The sequence below is a fragment of the Agrobacterium larrymoorei genome (assembly GCF_037722385.1).
Taxonomy (GTDB): domain Bacteria; phylum Pseudomonadota; class Alphaproteobacteria; order Rhizobiales; family Rhizobiaceae; genus Agrobacterium; species Agrobacterium larrymoorei_C.
Map to the genome: position 1 here is coordinate 360,753 of NZ_JBBKAQ010000001.1, position 15,447 is coordinate 376,199.

Genomic DNA, 15,447 nt, shown 5'->3' on the forward strand with positions numbered 1-15,447 from the left:
GCCTCATCACACTCTAAGCCTCGATCTCAGGCGGCCTGAAAATCAAAGTAGCCGGAGACTGGTACGTGGTCGGAAGGCTTTTCCCAGGCGCGGACGTGTTTTTCAATGGAGACGGAGTGCAGCCTGTCTGCCGCCTCCGATGACAGCATCAGGTGATCGATGCGAATACCATTGTTTTTTTGCCAGGCGCCTGCCTGATAATCCCAGAAGGTATAAAGCCCGGCCTCGTCGGACGTAGCGCGGCTGGCATCTGTGAGGCCAAGATTTTCAAGCCTGCGGAAGGCAGCGCGCGTCTGCGGCAGGAACAGGGCGTCGCCAGCCCAGACCCGCGGGTCGTGGCAGTCGAAAGGTTCCGGGATGACGTTGTAGTCGCCAGCCAGGATCAACGGTTCTTCCAATTGCAGCCGCTCTTCGGCAAAGCGGCGCAGCCTTTCCATCCATGCGAGCTTGTAAGGATATTTAATCGGATCGTCCGGTGGGTTGCCGTTCGGTAGATAGAGCGAGCAGACGCGGATGACGCCGCCCTGGACGGAAAAGACGCCTTCGATGAAGCGCGCCTGCTCATCGCCGTCATCACCCGGCAGGCCACGATTGACTTCGTCCGGCCGCATTTTCGATAGAAGGGCAACACCGTTGAAGCCCTTTTGGCCGTGGGTCTCCACGTGGTAACCAAGCGCTTCGATCTCAAGACGCGGAAAGTTCTCGTCGACGGATTTGATTTCCTGAAGGCAGGCAATATCCGGGCTGGAATCTTTCAGCCATTCGCAGAGATTCTCGAGGCGCGCCTTGACGCCGTTGATGTTCCAGGTGGCAATCTTCATCGCAGGTCCCATTCTCTTTGGGACCTGTTTTAACCGATGAGGCGCCGAAAGCCACCGGTTTTCACTGTTTCAACAGCTAGCTTAAATCGAGAAGCTGGTGCCGCAGCCGCAGCTTGCGACAGCGTTGGGGTTCTTGATCTGGAAGGATTGACCCAGCAGGTTATCGACGAAATCGATTTCCGAGCCTGCCATGTAGACGAGAGACATGCTGTCGATCAGCACTTTTGCCTCGCCGCGTGAGATGACGATATCGTCGTCAGTCGGTGCGCCATCGAGATCGAACTTGTAGGAAAAGCCCGAACAGCCGCCGCCCTCGACGGAAACGCGGAGCGCTTCCTTACCAGCCTCGGCGGAGACGATCTGGGCGATTCGCTTTGCGGCGGATTCAGAGAGTGTAACGTCTGTGGTCATGTTGTTTCTCCAACCGGGGTCAAGAACCGGCGAGCAAAGTTCTGTGTGAGACCGATTATAAACCAGTCAAATTCACCGTCTATAGCGTTGCCACCCGCAAACGCGCTTTGCGGCAACCTTCGCGATAGGTATGAAGGGCAGTGTAAAAGGTCAATGGGCCGATGACAGGACAGAGTATGATAATCGATCAGCGTGCGTTGGGTTTTGGTAGCGGCGAGCGGGCGGTCTATGCCGCCGATCCGTGGACGACGCGCGGACGCCTGTTCCCCGAGGCCTCAAGCCTGACGCGCTCCGAATTCCAGCGTGATCGCGACCGCATCGTCCATACCACCGCCTTTCGGCGGCTGAAGCACAAGACGCAGGTCTTTATCAGCCCGGATGGTGATCATTACCGCACTCGTCTGACCCACACGATTGAGGTGGCACAGATTGCTCGCGCCCTTGCCCGCGCTCTCAAGCTGGATGAGGATTTGGCGGAAGGCGTGGCACTGGTGCATGACTTCGGCCACACACCTTTCGGTCACACTGGTGAAGATGCTTTGGACGCGGTGTTGAAACCCTATGGCGGCTTTGATCACAACGCCCAGTCGCTACGCATCGTCACCAAGCTCGAGCGGCGCTATGCCGAATATGACGGCATCAACCTGACCTGGGAGACGCTGGAAGGTCTGGTGAAGCATAATGGCCCGCTGCTGAATACGGCAGGTGAGGGGACGCATGGTCCGGTGCCGCTGCCGATTCTGGAATATTGTCAGGTGCAGGATTTGGAGATTGGTACTTTTGCCAGCCTGGAGGCGCAGGTCGCCGCGATTGCCGACGACATTGCCTATAATACCCATGACATCGATGACGGCCTGCGGGCAGGCTATCTGACATTCGACATGTTGGAGGAAGTACCGTTCCTTTCAAATCTCATGGCTGAGGTTCGGGCAAAGTATCCATCGCTGGACGACGAGCGCTTCGCGCATGAGATCATGCGCCGTCAGATCACCCGAATGGTTGAAGATGTGATTGGCGTGGCACAGCAAAATCTTGGGCTCTTAAAGCCAAAGAGTGCGGCCGACGTTCGCGCCGCGGACCGGACGATTGCGACGTTCTCGTCGGCAATGGCCGATACAGATAAGCAGATCAAGAAACTGCTCTTTGCGCATATCTACCGCCACCCGGAGATCATGCGTATTCGTGCGGGCGCGACGCAGATCGTCACCGATCTGTTCCACCGCTACATGGAGACGCCGGCCGAGATGCAAAGCCACTATTGGGTGGATAGCATTCCCGGCATGACCGAGGCTGCGAGGGCGCGCCATGTGGGGGATTATCTGGCCGGCATGACAGACAGCTACGCCTTGAGAACGCACCAGCGGCTGTTTGACCATACACCGGATTTGCGATAGGCAGCGCGCAACTGCGAAGCCGATACCCGGATGACTGAAAGCCCTTCGCGCAGGTAGATGACCATGAACCTTTTTGCCGATTTTGACGCACGAATCAAAAAAGCTCTCGAGACGATCGATCTCGTCAAAGCCAATCGCGATGCTGTCGATTTTGGCCGTATCACTGTGGAAGCGCCGCGCGATCCAAGCCATGGCGATGTCGCAACCAACGCGGCAATGGTGCTGGCCAAGCCGCTCGGTACCAATCCACGCGCACTGGCTGAGCTCATCGTTCCGGCACTTGAACAGGATGCTGACGTCGATAGCGTCAACGTCGCTGGGCCCGGCTTCATTAATATCCGCGTCTCCGTCGGTTACTGGCAGCGCCTGCTGGCCGGTATGATTTCGCAGGGCCTGGATTTTGGCCGTTCCAGCGTCGGAACGGGCAAGAAGATCAACGTCGAATATGTGTCCGCCAATCCGACAGGGCCTATGCATGTCGGTCACTGCCGCGGTGCCGTCGTTGGCGATACACTTGCGAATGTACTGGCTTTCGCCGGCTATGATGTGACCAAGGAATATTACATCAACGATGCCGGTTCGCAGATCGATGTGCTGGCGAAGTCGGTTTTCCTGCGCTACCGCGAAGCGCTGGGTGAAGATGTCGGCACCATTCCGCCGGGGCTTTATCCGGGCGATTATCTCGTTCCTGTCGGCCAGGCACTTGCGGATGAGTTCGGCATCAAGCTGCGCGCCATGCCTGAAGAACAGTGGCTGCCAATCGTCAAGGACAAGGCCATCGATGCGATGATGGCGATGATCCGCGAGGATCTGGCGGCACTCAACGTCAAGCACGATGTGTTCTACTCTGAGCGCACGCTGCATGCCGGCAATGCCGGTCCCATCCTATCTGCCATTAACGATCTGACCTTCAAGGGACATGTTTACAAGGGCACGCTGCCGCCGCCAAAGGGCGAAGTGTCTGAAGACTGGGAGGACCGCGAACAGACGCTCTTCCGCTCGACCGAAGTCGGTGACGACATGGATCGTCCGCTGATGAAGTCGGACGGCACTTACACCTACTTTGCTGCCGATGTTGCCTACTTCAAGGACAAGTATGATCGTGGCTTCTCCGAGATGATCTACGTGCTCGGCGCCGACCATGGTGGTTACGTCAAGCGTCTGGAGGCCGTTGCGCGCGCCGTCTCCGAAGGTAAGTCGAAACTGACTGTGCTGCTGTGCCAGTTGGTCAAGCTTTTCCGCGATGGCGAGCCGGTGAAGATGTCGAAGCGTTCTGGGGATTTTGTCACATTGCGGGACGTCGTCGATGAAGTCGGACGCGATCCTGTGCGATTCATGATGCTCTACCGGAAGAATTCGGAGCCTTTGGACTTCGATTTCGCCAAGGTGACCGAGCAATCTAAAGACAATCCGGTATTTTATGTGCAATATGCACATGCGCGTTGCAAGTCGGTGTTCCGGCAAGCAAACGAGGCATTTCCGGGGTTGGATGTGGATGCTTCCACGCTCTCTTCCGGATCGGTTTTGATTAACGATGTCAATGAGTTGCAACTGATCGCAAAACTGGCGGAGTATCCGCGTCTGATCGAGTCTGCGGCACAGAATCACGAGCCGCATCGCTTGGCATTTTACCTCTATGATCTGGCCAGTTCGTTCCACGGACACTGGAACAAAGGTAAAGATCAGCCGGAATTACGTTTTGTTAACGATAAAAACCGAGAATTGAGCGTTGCCAGACTAGGGCTGGTGAGTGCTGTCGCTAATGTGCTGAAGTCCGGATTGACGCTTTTGGGAGCGGACGCGCCTGACGAGATGCGATGACATCCCTCACCATTATTTGCTCACAATACGCTGGCAAGTGCTGTGATGCGTAGATGGTGGAACACGTAATGGTCGAAAAAAATGTCGCGTATAACCGAGACTCTCGGTCGCAGGAATTCGCTGACAACGATCCCCTGGCTCAATTGGCGCGTCTCGTCGCGCAAGAGGATCGTCCTCCCCATGTCGCTCCGCCGGCTGCGCAGAGCGCTGCGCCGCCGCTCGCGCGACGGGAGCCGGAATTCAACCTTGAAGATGAGCTGCTGCGCGAGTTCGCCGTCTATGACGCGCCGCGCCACGAGCCGATCGCGCTAGATCCCGCCAACGACGTACGGGCACCCGTTCCGGTCAACGAATTCATGCAGCGGGTGGAATCGGTGTTTTCCCGTCGCGAGCCCGAGCTTGAGCCGGTAGCGCCGCAGGTCCCTGCAAGCCATGAAGAATATCTGGTGGCGGAGCACGCTGCACCAGCCCCGCGCTCCGATCTCAGAGACGATTTCAGCGATGATCCGCATTCGGTCGCGGCTGTGTTCGATGTCAATCACCGTGACCACGCAGCAGAACAGCGCGAGCCGAGCTACGCTTCTGCGCCTGACGCCGTCGCAGAAACCCCGGCTCCCGCTGTTTTCGCACCTGAGCCCCACGCTTACGACCAGCCGGTCCAGGTGCCGCAGCCGGCTGCCCCACAGCAGCCAACCGCTCAATACCAGCCAGCCTCTGTCCAGCAGCCTGATTGGGAGCGCATGGCAGAAACATCCGGCGAGACGGCGATTGATCTGGCGAGCGAGCTGGAAATGTCGGTTGCCGATGAGGCACCGGTATCTCTTCAACCGAACGCACCCTCGCTGCGCAAGTCTTCGCTCGATTTCTCCAGCCTGCGTTTGCCGTTGGCCAATTTCGGCACGACCCGCGCGACACCTGTCGCTCCGAAGGCTCAGCCGCAGCCTGCTCCCGCAGCGGGTCCTGCCGTAGAAGTACGCGCGCCTGCTGCCGCGGAACTGACCGGTGATGTGGTCGCTGGACAGAAGATGTCCGCGATGGATGAACTGATCTATGACGTTGCGCGCTACGAGATCAGCAACAAGAGCGTTGATGCCGCCGCGCCTGTCGCCAGAATGGAGCCGGTTGTCACGGCTTCCCCGGTTCTGCCAGCCGTCGATCCGGTAATCAAAGCCCAGGCCGCCAAGCCGGCGCCAACACCTGCTCGGGCAGAGCCTGTGTTTGAAGCGCCCGCTGCGGCGCCAAAACCAGTCGCGGCGCAGCCCGTGGTGTCGGCTCCCGCTGCTTCTGCGGCGGTTGCGGCTGCTGCTTCAGCTCGGCGTGTATCGGCTCCGATAGCGCCCGCGCCTCGCGCTCAGGCTCAGGCATCCGTCGCAGCCCCTAGTGCTGCCGATGATTTTGACGCTTTCAATGACACCGACTTCGAGCTTGCGCTCGAGGATATCGATTTTGACATCGATCTCTCCGAGATCGCCAATATCGATGTGGCACCCGCACCCGTCGCTCAGCCCGCGCCTGTTGCAAAGTCGGCGCCGATCGCACCGCCGAAGCCAGCCTCGCCCCCTATTGTCGCTGCTGCACCAGTCGCTTCCCGCCCACAGCCTCAGGCTCAGCCGGTTGTCGAGCGTGCGCGTTACGAAGAGCGTCGTCCTGCAGTCCAGGCGCCGGTTACGCCTCAAGCCTCTCTGGAAAGCCTGCCCTTCGACCCAAGCCAAATCGGCGAGACGGAGGATGCTCCAGAGGCCATTACCGAGCTGGACGTTCCAGAACTGCCCGTCGGCGTTTTCGAACCGAAGCCGGTTGCACGCCGCCAGGAAGAAGATCTGGATCTCGATACCGAGCTTGCCTCGCTCTTCGCGTCGCCTGCTTCCGGTGGTCTTGATCGCCACAAGAATGCCGCGCCGCGTCAGGCGCAGCCTCAGCCGACACAGGAAGAGGTGGACGAGTTTGAGCGTGCCCTGGAACAGGACTTCCGCCGCAGCATGCAGGAGGCCGCAGAAGGTCGTTTTGCTTCGCAGACGCGCGACGATGCTGCCCCGGAGCAGCAGGTTCGTTATGCCGACGACGAGCGTGAGGGCGGTGCCCGCCGTTGGTTCGTACCTGTGGCAGCGGCTGTCGGTTTGCTTCTCGTCGGTGGTGGCACCTACGCCCTGATCGGTGGCGGTTCCTCCCACTCGGGTTCGAACGGCGCGCCGGTTATCATTTCTGCCGATAGCGAACCGACGAAGGTCGTGCCGGAAAATCCCGGCGGTCGCGTCGTGCCGAACCAGGACAAGGCGGTTTACGACCGCGTGGCCGGTGCCGCACCGTCGGATCCAAAACAGCCATCGCTGATCTCCACCAATGAAGAGCCTGTGGATGTCGTACAGCGCACGCTCATCCCCGAGCAGCTTCCGATGGAAGACGAAGCCGACCAGATGCAGGGCGGTACCTCCACGCCAGTCGGCGAAACAGAAGATCCGCGTTTGCTCTCGCGTGGCGAGAACACGCAGACGGCTGAGCATAGTGGCCAGTCCGGTGTGAATGTGTCGCCCCGCAAGGTGCGCACCATGATCGTCAAGCCGGACGGCACGCTTGTCGCGCAGGAAGTGCCGGCACCTACGGTCGAGACACCGAAGCAGGATAAGGTCGAGGAACTGGCGGCTCCCGCAACGACGGAAAAAGCACCGTCGGTGCTCGCCACCTCTCGCGTGCCGGTCACGCCCGAGCAGCCTGCTCAGGCATCGCAGACGGGTGCTCGTCCAGCGCCTGCCGCTGCCCAGCCGGCACAGACGCAGACGGCTGCACCGCTTCCGGCGGCGCGTCCGGCCAGCCAGCCAGCCAATGTGGTTGCCACAGTCACCAATCAGGGCAACGTCCGCCCGGCTGCTGCAGCTCAGCCTGCTCAGCAGACGGCTTCCACGCCTGCCGCTGCTCCTGCTGCGACCGCGAGCACACCATCTTCGGGTGGATACTACATCCAGATCGCATCTCTTCCGAGCCAGGCAGAAGCGCAGAAGTCCTACCAGAACATGTCGGCTAAGTTCGGCTCGGTCATCGGTGGACGCGGCGTCGACATCAAGGCTGCGGAAATTGCCGGCAAGGGAACGTTCTACCGTGTTCGTATTCCCGCAGGCGACAAGAACGAAGCCGCTGCATTGTGCGAACGCTTCCGCTCCGCGGGCGGAAGCTGCCTCGTCGCTCGCTGATTGGGAAGCTTAAATTGAAAAAGCCGGGATGGTCACGCCGTCCCGGCTTTTTTCGTAACAAATATCCATCGCACTCGCCTCATCGACAGGACCACGACCATGACTGAATCCAAAGCTATGATTCTCGGCTGCAGCGGCTTGACGCTAACGGATGACGAGATTGCTCTCTACAAAGCGGAGCGGCCCTGGGGCTTCATTCTCTTTGGTCGCAATATCGGTGACGCTCAGCAGATTACCGATCTGGTGGCCTCGATGCGCAACGCTGTCGGTCGTCCTCATGCTCCGGTCTTGATCGATCAGGAGGGTGGACGCGTTCAGCGGATCCGCCCGCCGATCCTGCAGTCCTATCCAAATGCGCAGGCGTTGGGTGAGATCTATGTGCGCGATCGGGAAAAGGGGTTGCGAGCGGCGTGGCTGATGTCTCGCCTTCATGCCTTCGACCTCATGCGGTTCGGCATCAATGTGGACTGCTTGCCCGTTCTCGACGTGCCGGTGGAAGGTGCGAGTAACGTTATCGGCAACCGCGCCTATGGGTTCGACCCGAAACTGGTGTCGCAAATGGGGCAGGCGGCGGCCGACGGCTTGAAGGCCGGTGGCATGCTGCCAGTGATGAAGCATATCCCGGGCCACGGACGCGGCATGGTGGATTCGCATCATGAATTGCCGGTTGTGGATGTTCCGCTGGACGACCTAGATGCGCATGACTTCGTGCCGTTCCGTGCTTTGAACAAGGAGTTGATGGGCATGAGCGCGCATCTGGTTTTCAAAGCGATCGATCCAGAGCGGCCTGCCACGACGTCGCGCAAAGTGATCGAGGAGATCATTCGCGGTCGCATCGGCTTTGACGGTCTGCTGATGTCCGATGATAGTTCGATGAACGCTTTGAAGGGGACGCTTGGCGAGCGCGCTGCCAATATTGTTGCGGGCGGTTGCGATATCGTCTTGCATTGCAACGGTGTGATGAGTGAAATGCTTGAGGTTGTGAAGGAAGTTCCTGTTCTTTCCGGCCGGTCCCTGGAACGCACCAAGGCGGTCGAAGCGGGCTTCCCCGTTGCCGACGGTGCCGACGAGGCGAGCTTGAGAGATGAATTCAACGCCATGCTGGCGGTTGCCTGATCCGGACGCCGGGCAGAGCGCCAGCGAAAGGCCCGGCAGGCGAGACGATGGCAGCAGAGAAATCGCGCGGCAGCACGCCGATGGACAAGCTTTGGCAAGATGTTACGCCGGAGCGAGCAACGGGCGAGAAAGCATTGATGATCGACGTGGCGGGCTTCGAAGGCCCGCTCGACTTGTTGCTCCATCTGGCGCGTGTCCAGAAGGTCGATCTCTCTCGCATTTCAGTTCTTGCGCTGGCGGAGCAATATCTACAATTCGTTGAAACGGCGCGACGGGTTCGCATCGAGCTTGCGGCCGATTACCTGGTGATGGCAGCGTGGCTTGCCTTCCTCAAATCCAAGCTGCTTATCCCACAGCAGAGCAAGGATGAGGGCCCTACGGGTGAGGAAATGGCTGCAACGCTGGCCTTTCGCCTCAAGCGTCTGGAGGCCATGCGCGAGGCTGCCGAGAGGCTGGTGAACCGCAACCAGCTCGGCCGCGACATCTTCGCGCGTGGTGCGCCGGAGCATATTCCCCACCGCAGTCGTTCCGCATTCGAAGCAAGCCTCTACGACCTCCTGAGCGCGTACGCCACGCTTCGCCAGCGCCAGGCCATTACCCAGGTGACAATCGAGAAGCGCCAGGTTTGGTCGCTGGTGGAAGCCCGGGAGTTACTCACCTCGATGCTGGGCGAAATCGGCGAGTGGACGGAACTCGATAGGTATCTCCTGCAATATGTCCCGGATCCTTCGATGCGCGCCACTGCAATCGCCAGCGCCTTTGCCGCGTCGTTGGAACTGGTGCGCGAGGGATCGCTTGAGATCCGCCAGGACGGCGCGTTCCAGCCGATTTTCATGCGTAAAGGCTCGCGGAAAGCGCAGCAACGTTCTGAAGGGGCCGACGATGGCGAATGAAGTCGATATGGAAAACGACGGTGCTCAACAGGGTATGGAGATTGAGGGTACTTCAGTCGGGCAACGTCTTGAGAAAGAGGCGGAGCGTATTGCCGAGGCGCTCGTTTTTGCCTCGGCGCAGCCGGTCTCGGAAGCCTTCATCGCCGAGCGGATCCCGCGCGGCGTCGATGTTCCACCTTTGATGAACCGGCTGAAACAGGTCTATGCGACGCGCGGCGTCAATTTGGTGCAAGTCGGCGGAAACTGGGCGTTCCGGACTGCGGGCGATCTCTCCTTCGTCATCCATGTCGACGAAAAGGAGCCTAAGAAGCTTTCGCGTGCTGCACTCGAAGTTTTGGCGATTATCGCTTATCACCAGCCCGTCACCCGCGCCGAGATCGAGGATATCCGCGGCGTCCAAACGTCGCGCGGCACGCTGGATGTGCTGATGGAGGCGGGTTGGGTCCGTTTTCGGGGACGCCGTCGTACCCCTGGACGTCCGGTAACCATGGGAACGACCGTCGAGTTTCTGGACCACTTCGGACTTGAGGAATTGCGCGATCTTCCGGGCCTGGACGAACTTAAGGGGGCAGGGCTGCTTTCGGGCCGCATTCCGCCCAATTTCGGCATCCCCGTGCCATCGATGAGCGACGAGTTAACCGAGGACGAAGACCCAATCACGCAGCTCGATCTAGAGGAACTTGGGCTGCTCGCGCCGCGCGGTGGGGATGCAGATGATTGATTTTGTTGCAACAGCATAGCAATCACGCAGATGTGTCGGCATGCCGGTGCATCACAGCGAAAGTGGCGCCCTTACATTGTTGAATAGCCATTTTGTTGTTTGAAAAAGCCATTCAAACGGCTTACATCGGTTCAAAGCAAAATTCAGGGAGTTTGCGTCATGGGTTCTTTTAGTGTTTGGCATTGGCTGATCGTTCTGGTGATCGTGCTTGTTCTGTTCGGCCGGGGTAAAATTCCCGAATTGATGGGCGATGTCGCAAAGGGCATCAAGAGCTTCAAGAAGGGCATGGCCGATGACGACGCTACGCCGCCGCCTGCCGACACCAACGTTAATACCAGAACCGTCGATCATAAGGCTGACGAGATCAAGTAATTGATCCGAGGTGGGACGAGACCGTCTTCACCTGGTCTTTAGCCTTGAGGATCATGGCGCGTTGCCGCGCGTGTCGGGAGCTTTTTGATGTTTGATATCGGCTGGAGCGAGCTTCTGATAATTGCGATCGTGCTGATCGTGGTTGTTGGGCCCAAAGACTTGCCGCCCATGATCCGCGCCTTCGGCAAGACGATGGCTGGCTTCCGCAAGATGGCCGGTGATTTTCGTGCCCAGTTCGATGAGGCCATGAAAGAGGCCGACATGGACGACGTGCGGCAGACGATCGCCGATGTCCGCAATCTCAACCCGACCAATTCCCTGCGTGACGCAATGAACCCGCTGCGTCAGCTCGGTAATGACATCCGCTCCGATCTGCAAAAGGCAGCGACGCCTTCCGGGCCCGCAACCAGTGCCCCTGTCGATGCGCCGGATATCAGCCTGTCGGACCCCGAAATGAAACTGCCCGACGCGCCGCCGGCTGCGTTGTCCTCTGCGCCTTCGGTAGTAGCCGCTACACCTGTCGTTACGCAGACGGTGCCGACCTCGGAGCCTGTCGGCGAGAAGCCTAAGCGCAGCCGCAAGACTACCGCGAAATCCACTCAGGAAGTTGAGGCGGAGGCCGTCGCTGCCAAGCCGAAGCGTGCCCCGCGCACGATTTCTGCCAAGGCCGATGCGAAGAAGCCGAAAGTCTCGTCCATTGCCGCGATGGAATCCGAGCCCGCGATTTCGCCTGCGCTGACGGATGTTGCGGCGAAGGCTGCGACCCGGCGTACGGTCAAGGTTGCAGACAAGAAGGTTGCATCGGCAACCGTGGCAAATCCAAAGGCGACGCGCAGGAAGCCTGATGCTGCTGTTAGTGCTGAGCCTGCGAAGACTGCAAGAACGGCCAAGGCCAAGAAGGATGAAGCATGAGTGAGGATATTGAGGATAAGCCACAGCCGCTTATCGAACACCTCATGGAACTGCGTACGCGGCTTATCTGGTCGCTCGGTGCGTTCTTCGTGGCCTTTCTGGCTTGCTTCGCCATGGCTAAGCACCTGTTCAACCTTCTCGTCATTCCCTACAAATGGGCGGTGATCTGGGCAGGGCTGGACGTTTCCAAATCCTCGCTAATCTACACGGCTCCGCAGGAGTTCTTCTTTACACAGATCAAGGTCGCCATGTTTGGCGCCATGGTGATTTCGTTTCCCGTGGTTGCGTCGCAGCTTTACAAATTCGTCGCGCCAGGCCTCTACAAGAACGAGCGCGCTGCTTTCCTGCCGTTCCTGATCGCATCTCCGCTGCTGTTCCTGCTTGGCGGCGCGCTGGTCTACTTCTTCTTCACGCCCATGGTCATGTGGTTCTTCCTCGCCATGCAGCAGCTGCCGGAGAACGGCGAGGTGGCGATCTCGCTGATGCCGAAGGTGTCGGAGTATCTGAGCCTCATCATGACGCTCGTTCTCTCCTTTGGCCTGGTGTTCCAGTTGCCAGTGGTCACCACGCTTCTGGCGCGCGTTGGACTGCTCACCAGTGACTGGCTGAGAGAGAAGCGCAAATTCGCAATCGTTGCCGCCTTCGTCGTAGCCGCCGTTCTGACACCTCCCGATCCGATGTCCCAGATCGGTCTTGCCTTGCCTGCGATCCTTCTCTACGAGGTTTCCATCTATATGGCTCGACTCGTGGAGAAGAAACGCGCTGCCGAAAACGCTGGCCGGGAGCTTGACGGTCCCGAAGAGGCGTGAAGGCTTCTTGAGTTCTTTCTTCAGACGCCGGGTCATTTGCCCCGGCGTTTTGTTTTTCAACAAGCAAAGACGTAAAACCACGGTCTGGAACCACGATGCACGATATTAAACGGATACGCGATAACCCTGAAGCTTTCGATGCGGCGCTGGCCAAGCGCGGAGCCGAACCTCAGTCCGCGAGCCTGATAGCGCTCGACGAGAAGCGCCGCTCCGTTATCCAGACCCTGCAGGACATGCAATCCCGCCGCAACACAGCCTCCAAGGAAATCGGTGCGGCGATGGCGCAGAAGAATGCTGAGCTTGCGGAGAAGCTGAAGGCAGAAGTTGCCGACATCAAGGACAGCATGCCCAAGCTGGAAGAGGAAGACCGTCAGGTCACCACCCAGTTGAACGATGCCCTGTCTCGCATTCCCAATATCCCGCTGGACGATGTGCCGGTCGGCAAGGATGAGAACGACAACGTCGTGACCCGCGTCGTCGGCCAGAAGCCTGGCTGGAACCACGAAGCCAAGGAGCATTTCGAAATTGGCGAAGCGCTTGGCTACATGGATTTCGACCGTGCGGCGAAGCTTTCGGGTTCGCGCTTTACGGTGCTAACCAGTCAGATCGCAAGGTTGGAACGTGCACTCGGACAGTTCATGATCGACCTGCACACCAGCGAGCATGGCTATACGGAAGTGTCCTCGCCGCTGATGGTGCGCGCCGAAACGCTCTACGGCACGGGCAATCTTCCAAAGTTCGAAGAAGATCTCTTCAAGACGACGGATGGTCGGTACCTTATTCCGACGGCCGAAGTGACGCTGACCAACCTGGTCGCCGGTGAAATCCTGGAACAGGAGAAGCTGCCGCTTCGCTTCACTGCGCTTACCCCGTCTTTCCGTTCCGAGGCGGGCTCTGCCGGTCGTGATACGCGCGGGATGTTGCGCCAGCACCAGTTCTGGAAGTGCGAGCTCGTATCGATCACCGACGCGGAAAGCTCCATCGCCGAACATGAACGCATGACGGCCTGCGCCGAAGAAGTGCTGAAGCGTCTTGGCCTGCATTTCCGCACCATGACGCTGTGCACCGGCGACATGGGTTTTGGTGCGCGCAAGACCTACGACCTCGAGGTCTGGTTGCCCGGCCAGAACACCTATCGCGAAATCTCGTCCTGCTCCGTCTGCGGCGACTTCCAGGCACGGCGCATGGATGCGCGCTATCGCGGCAAGGGTGATAAGGCGACGAAGTTCGTTCACACGCTGAACGGCTCTGGCACGGCCGTCGGGCGCTGCCTGATTGCGGTTCTGGAAAACTATCTGAATGACGATGGCTCGGTGACCATCCCGGACGTGCTGCTGCCTTACATGGGTGGCCTGAAGCGGATCGAAAAGGCAGCCTGAGCCACAGCATCTCCTCCCGCGCCTCTGGCACGGGGGACATCAGCTTTGCTCCGGGAGGAGAACGTGTGTCCCGCCGGCCTTCCTGCTGGACGGGGACAGGTGAAGTGCGCTGTAGAATGGACGGATGAGGGAGAAGACCATGCGGATTTTGCTGACCAACGATGATGGCATTCACGCGGAGGGGCTGGCCGCGCTTGAGCGCATCGCCCGCACGCTCTCCGACGACGTTTGGATCGTTGCACCGGAAACCGACCAGAGCGGCCTTGCCCACTCGCTGACGCTTTCCGAGCCGCTTCGTCTGCGCAAAATCTCTGACAAACACTATGCGCTTCGCGGCACGCCGACCGATTGCGTGATCATGGGTATCCGCGAAGTTCTGCCTGGTAAGCCCGATCTCGTTCTCTCCGGCGTCAATTCCGGAGCCAACATGGCCGATGACGTGACCTATTCGGGTACGATCGCCGGCGCTATTGAAGGCACACTGCAGGGCGTGCGTTCTTTTGCGCTGAGCCAGGCTTACGCCTATACCGGCACTGCCGAGCGGGTCGTGCCTTGGGAGGTTGCCGAATCCTACGCGCCGGATCTCATCCGCAAGCTGAGCGAGATCGACCTGCCCGACGGCACATTCCTCAATCTCAACTTCCCCAATTGCGCACCGAAAGATGTGCAGGGCGTCAGCGTCACTGGGCAGGGCAAGCTCGATTTCGGGATGATGGTGGAGCAGCGCCAGGATGGCCGCGGCCTTCCCTATTACTGGCTGCGCTTCGGTGAGCGTCTCGGTACTTTCATGGAAGGCACCGATATTCATGCCGTCAAGCACAACAAGATTTCAGTGACGCCGCTCAAGCTTGACCTGACCGACTACACGGTCAAGGATCGGATCGCCAAGGCACTTGGATTCGGAGTGAACGATTGAAATCCCCCATGGTGGAGAAAGAAGGCTTTGCCGCTCTCGTTTTGAGGTTGCGGGCCGAAGGTATTTCCGATCTCGATCTCCTGACCGCCGTGGAGCAGACGCCGCGCTCCCTCTTCGTGCCGGCACCGCTTGCAGCGGACGCCTATTCCAGCCGCACCATTCCGATCGAGTGCGGGGCCTTCATGGAAGGCGCCGACATGGCGGTGAAGATCATCTCGAGGCTTCAGGTCAAGCCCGGCCAGCGCGTGCTTGAAATCGGCACCGGCAGCGGCTTCATGACGGCTGTACTTGGACGACGGGCAGAGCGCGTGCTCTCGGTTGAGCGCTACAAGACGCTGGTTCAAGCTGCACAGAACCGCATGGATGATCTCAGCATCCGCAATGTGGTGATCCGCCAGGCTGACGGCTCCAACGGCCTCGTCGGCGAGGGCACCTTCGACCGTATCGTCTCTACCGCTGCTTTTTCTGCCATGCCGCGCTTCTTCACCGAGCAGATCGTCTCAGGTGGCATGATGATTGCGCCGATCATTCTCGAGGATGGTCGTTGCGTCATGACCCGTTTCTCCAAGACTGGCAGCCGCTTCGAGCGCGAAGAACTCTTCGAGACGCCGTATCTGCCGATCGAATCGCACATCGCGACTTATCTCTAAAATGTCCATTGCATTGACCGCACAAAAAAAGAGCCGACTTGCGCCAG

14 protein-coding genes are annotated in these 15,447 nt (G+C 59.3%); 12 read left to right on the forward strand and 2 right to left on the reverse strand.

Going from position 1 to position 15,447, the window contains the following annotated elements; all coding sequences use genetic code 11:
• Nucleotides 1–26: 26 nt before the first annotated feature.
• Entirely contained in the window at nucleotides 27–821 is a 795-nt protein-coding gene (xth, locus tag WKI41_RS01605; protein WP_340191786.1) for an exodeoxyribonuclease III, read from the reverse strand.
• An 81-nt stretch (nucleotides 822–902) separates the two neighbouring features.
• Nucleotides 903–1,232: an iron-sulfur cluster insertion protein ErpA gene (gene erpA / locus WKI41_RS01610; protein ID WP_340191787.1), complete on the reverse strand. Its 330-nt coding sequence runs from the start codon at nucleotides 1,230–1,232 to the stop codon at nucleotides 903–905.
• Between the two features lie 176 nt (nucleotides 1,233–1,408).
• On the opposite strand from erpA, the gene WKI41_RS01615 reads away from it, so the two are divergent.
• The 12 genes from WKI41_RS01615 (at nucleotide 1,409) to WKI41_RS01670 (ending at nucleotide 15,400) form a co-directional block, all read left to right on the forward strand.
• Nucleotides 1,409–2,626 (forward strand): deoxyguanosinetriphosphate triphosphohydrolase, encoded by a 1,218-nt coding sequence (locus WKI41_RS01615; RefSeq protein WP_340191788.1) that lies wholly within the window; start codon nucleotides 1,409–1,411, stop codon nucleotides 2,624–2,626.
• 63 nt (nucleotides 2,627–2,689) lie between these two features.
• Nucleotides 2,690–4,447, forward strand: a complete 1,758-nt coding sequence (argS, locus tag WKI41_RS01620) for an arginine--tRNA ligase (RefSeq protein WP_340191789.1) — start codon at nucleotides 2,690–2,692, stop codon at nucleotides 4,445–4,447.
• Nucleotides 4,448–4,515: 68 nt separating this feature from the next.
• Nucleotides 4,516–7,632, forward strand: coding sequence for an SPOR domain-containing protein (locus WKI41_RS01625; protein ID WP_340191790.1), 3,117 nt, complete (start codon nucleotides 4,516–4,518; stop codon nucleotides 7,630–7,632).
• A 99-nt stretch (nucleotides 7,633–7,731) separates the two neighbouring features.
• Nucleotides 7,732–8,748 carry a beta-N-acetylhexosaminidase gene (gene nagZ / locus WKI41_RS01630; RefSeq protein WP_340191791.1) on the forward strand — a complete coding sequence of 339 codons (1,017 nt, stop codon included), beginning with the start codon at nucleotides 7,732–7,734 and terminating at the stop codon, nucleotides 8,746–8,748.
• 47 nt (nucleotides 8,749–8,795) lie between these two features.
• Entirely contained in the window at nucleotides 8,796–9,641 is an 846-nt protein-coding gene (locus tag WKI41_RS01635) for a segregation and condensation protein A (protein WP_340191792.1), read from the forward strand.
• Between the two features lie 34 nt (nucleotides 9,642–9,675).
• Nucleotides 9,676–10,362 (forward strand): SMC-Scp complex subunit ScpB, encoded by a 687-nt coding sequence (gene scpB / locus WKI41_RS01640; RefSeq protein ID WP_340192291.1) that lies wholly within the window; start codon nucleotides 9,676–9,678, stop codon nucleotides 10,360–10,362.
• A gap of 159 nt (nucleotides 10,363–10,521) precedes the next feature.
• A complete protein-coding gene (locus tag WKI41_RS01645; RefSeq protein ID WP_340191793.1) occupies nucleotides 10,522–10,734 on the forward strand; it encodes a twin-arginine translocase TatA/TatE family subunit in 213 nt (70 codons plus the stop codon).
• 87 nt (nucleotides 10,735–10,821) lie between these two features.
• A complete protein-coding gene (tatB, locus tag WKI41_RS01650) occupies nucleotides 10,822–11,646 on the forward strand; it encodes a Sec-independent protein translocase protein TatB (RefSeq protein ID WP_340191794.1) in 825 nt (274 codons plus the stop codon).
• Nucleotides 11,643–12,455 carry a twin-arginine translocase subunit TatC gene (gene tatC, locus WKI41_RS01655; protein WP_340191795.1) on the forward strand — a complete coding sequence of 271 codons (813 nt, stop codon included), beginning with the start codon at nucleotides 11,643–11,645 and terminating at the stop codon, nucleotides 12,453–12,455. Before tatB ends, tatC begins: the two co-directional genes overlap by 4 nt.
• Before the next feature lie 95 nt (nucleotides 12,456–12,550).
• Nucleotides 12,551–13,834, forward strand: a complete 1,284-nt coding sequence (gene serS / locus WKI41_RS01660; protein ID WP_340191796.1) for a serine--tRNA ligase — start codon at nucleotides 12,551–12,553, stop codon at nucleotides 13,832–13,834.
• 139 nt (nucleotides 13,835–13,973) lie between these two features.
• The gene (gene surE / locus WKI41_RS01665) at nucleotides 13,974–14,750 is read left to right on the forward strand and encodes a 5'/3'-nucleotidase SurE (protein WP_340191797.1); all 777 of its coding nucleotides are present in this window, start codon (nucleotides 13,974–13,976) and stop codon (nucleotides 14,748–14,750) included.
• Nucleotides 14,747–15,400 carry a protein-L-isoaspartate(D-aspartate) O-methyltransferase gene (locus WKI41_RS01670; RefSeq protein ID WP_340191798.1) on the forward strand — a complete coding sequence of 218 codons (654 nt, stop codon included), beginning with the start codon at nucleotides 14,747–14,749 and terminating at the stop codon, nucleotides 15,398–15,400. The genes surE and WKI41_RS01670 overlap by 4 nt, the downstream gene beginning before the upstream one ends.
• The last annotated feature ends 47 nt before the right edge of the window (nucleotides 15,401–15,447 follow it).

Excerpts from the sequence above, each read along its gene's own strand:
- xth (WP_340191786.1), bottom strand. The coding sequence starts at position 821 with ATGAAGATTGCCACCTGGAACATCAACGGCGTCAAGGCGCGCCTCGAG.
- erpA (WP_340191787.1), bottom strand. The coding sequence starts at position 1,232 with ATGACCACAGACGTTACACTCTCTGAATCCGCCGCAAAGCGAATCGCC.
- WKI41_RS01615 (WP_340191788.1), top strand. The coding sequence starts at position 1,409 with ATGATAATCGATCAGCGTGCGTTGGGTTTTGGTAGCGGCGAGCGGGCG.
- argS (WP_340191789.1), top strand. The coding sequence starts at position 2,690 with ATGAACCTTTTTGCCGATTTTGACGCACGAATCAAAAAAGCTCTCGAG.
- WKI41_RS01625 (WP_340191790.1), top strand. The coding sequence starts at position 4,516 with ATGGTCGAAAAAAATGTCGCGTATAACCGAGACTCTCGGTCGCAGGAA.
- nagZ (WP_340191791.1), top strand. The coding sequence starts at position 7,732 with ATGACTGAATCCAAAGCTATGATTCTCGGCTGCAGCGGCTTGACGCTA.
- WKI41_RS01635 (WP_340191792.1), top strand. The coding sequence starts at position 8,796 with ATGGCAGCAGAGAAATCGCGCGGCAGCACGCCGATGGACAAGCTTTGG.
- scpB (WP_340192291.1), top strand. The coding sequence starts at position 9,676 with ATGGAGATTGAGGGTACTTCAGTCGGGCAACGTCTTGAGAAAGAGGCG.
- WKI41_RS01645 (WP_340191793.1), top strand. The coding sequence starts at position 10,522 with ATGGGTTCTTTTAGTGTTTGGCATTGGCTGATCGTTCTGGTGATCGTG.
- tatB (WP_340191794.1), top strand. The coding sequence starts at position 10,822 with ATGTTTGATATCGGCTGGAGCGAGCTTCTGATAATTGCGATCGTGCTG.
- tatC (WP_340191795.1), top strand. The coding sequence starts at position 11,643 with ATGAGTGAGGATATTGAGGATAAGCCACAGCCGCTTATCGAACACCTC.
- serS (WP_340191796.1), top strand. The coding sequence starts at position 12,551 with ATGCACGATATTAAACGGATACGCGATAACCCTGAAGCTTTCGATGCG.
- surE (WP_340191797.1), top strand. The coding sequence starts at position 13,974 with ATGCGGATTTTGCTGACCAACGATGATGGCATTCACGCGGAGGGGCTG.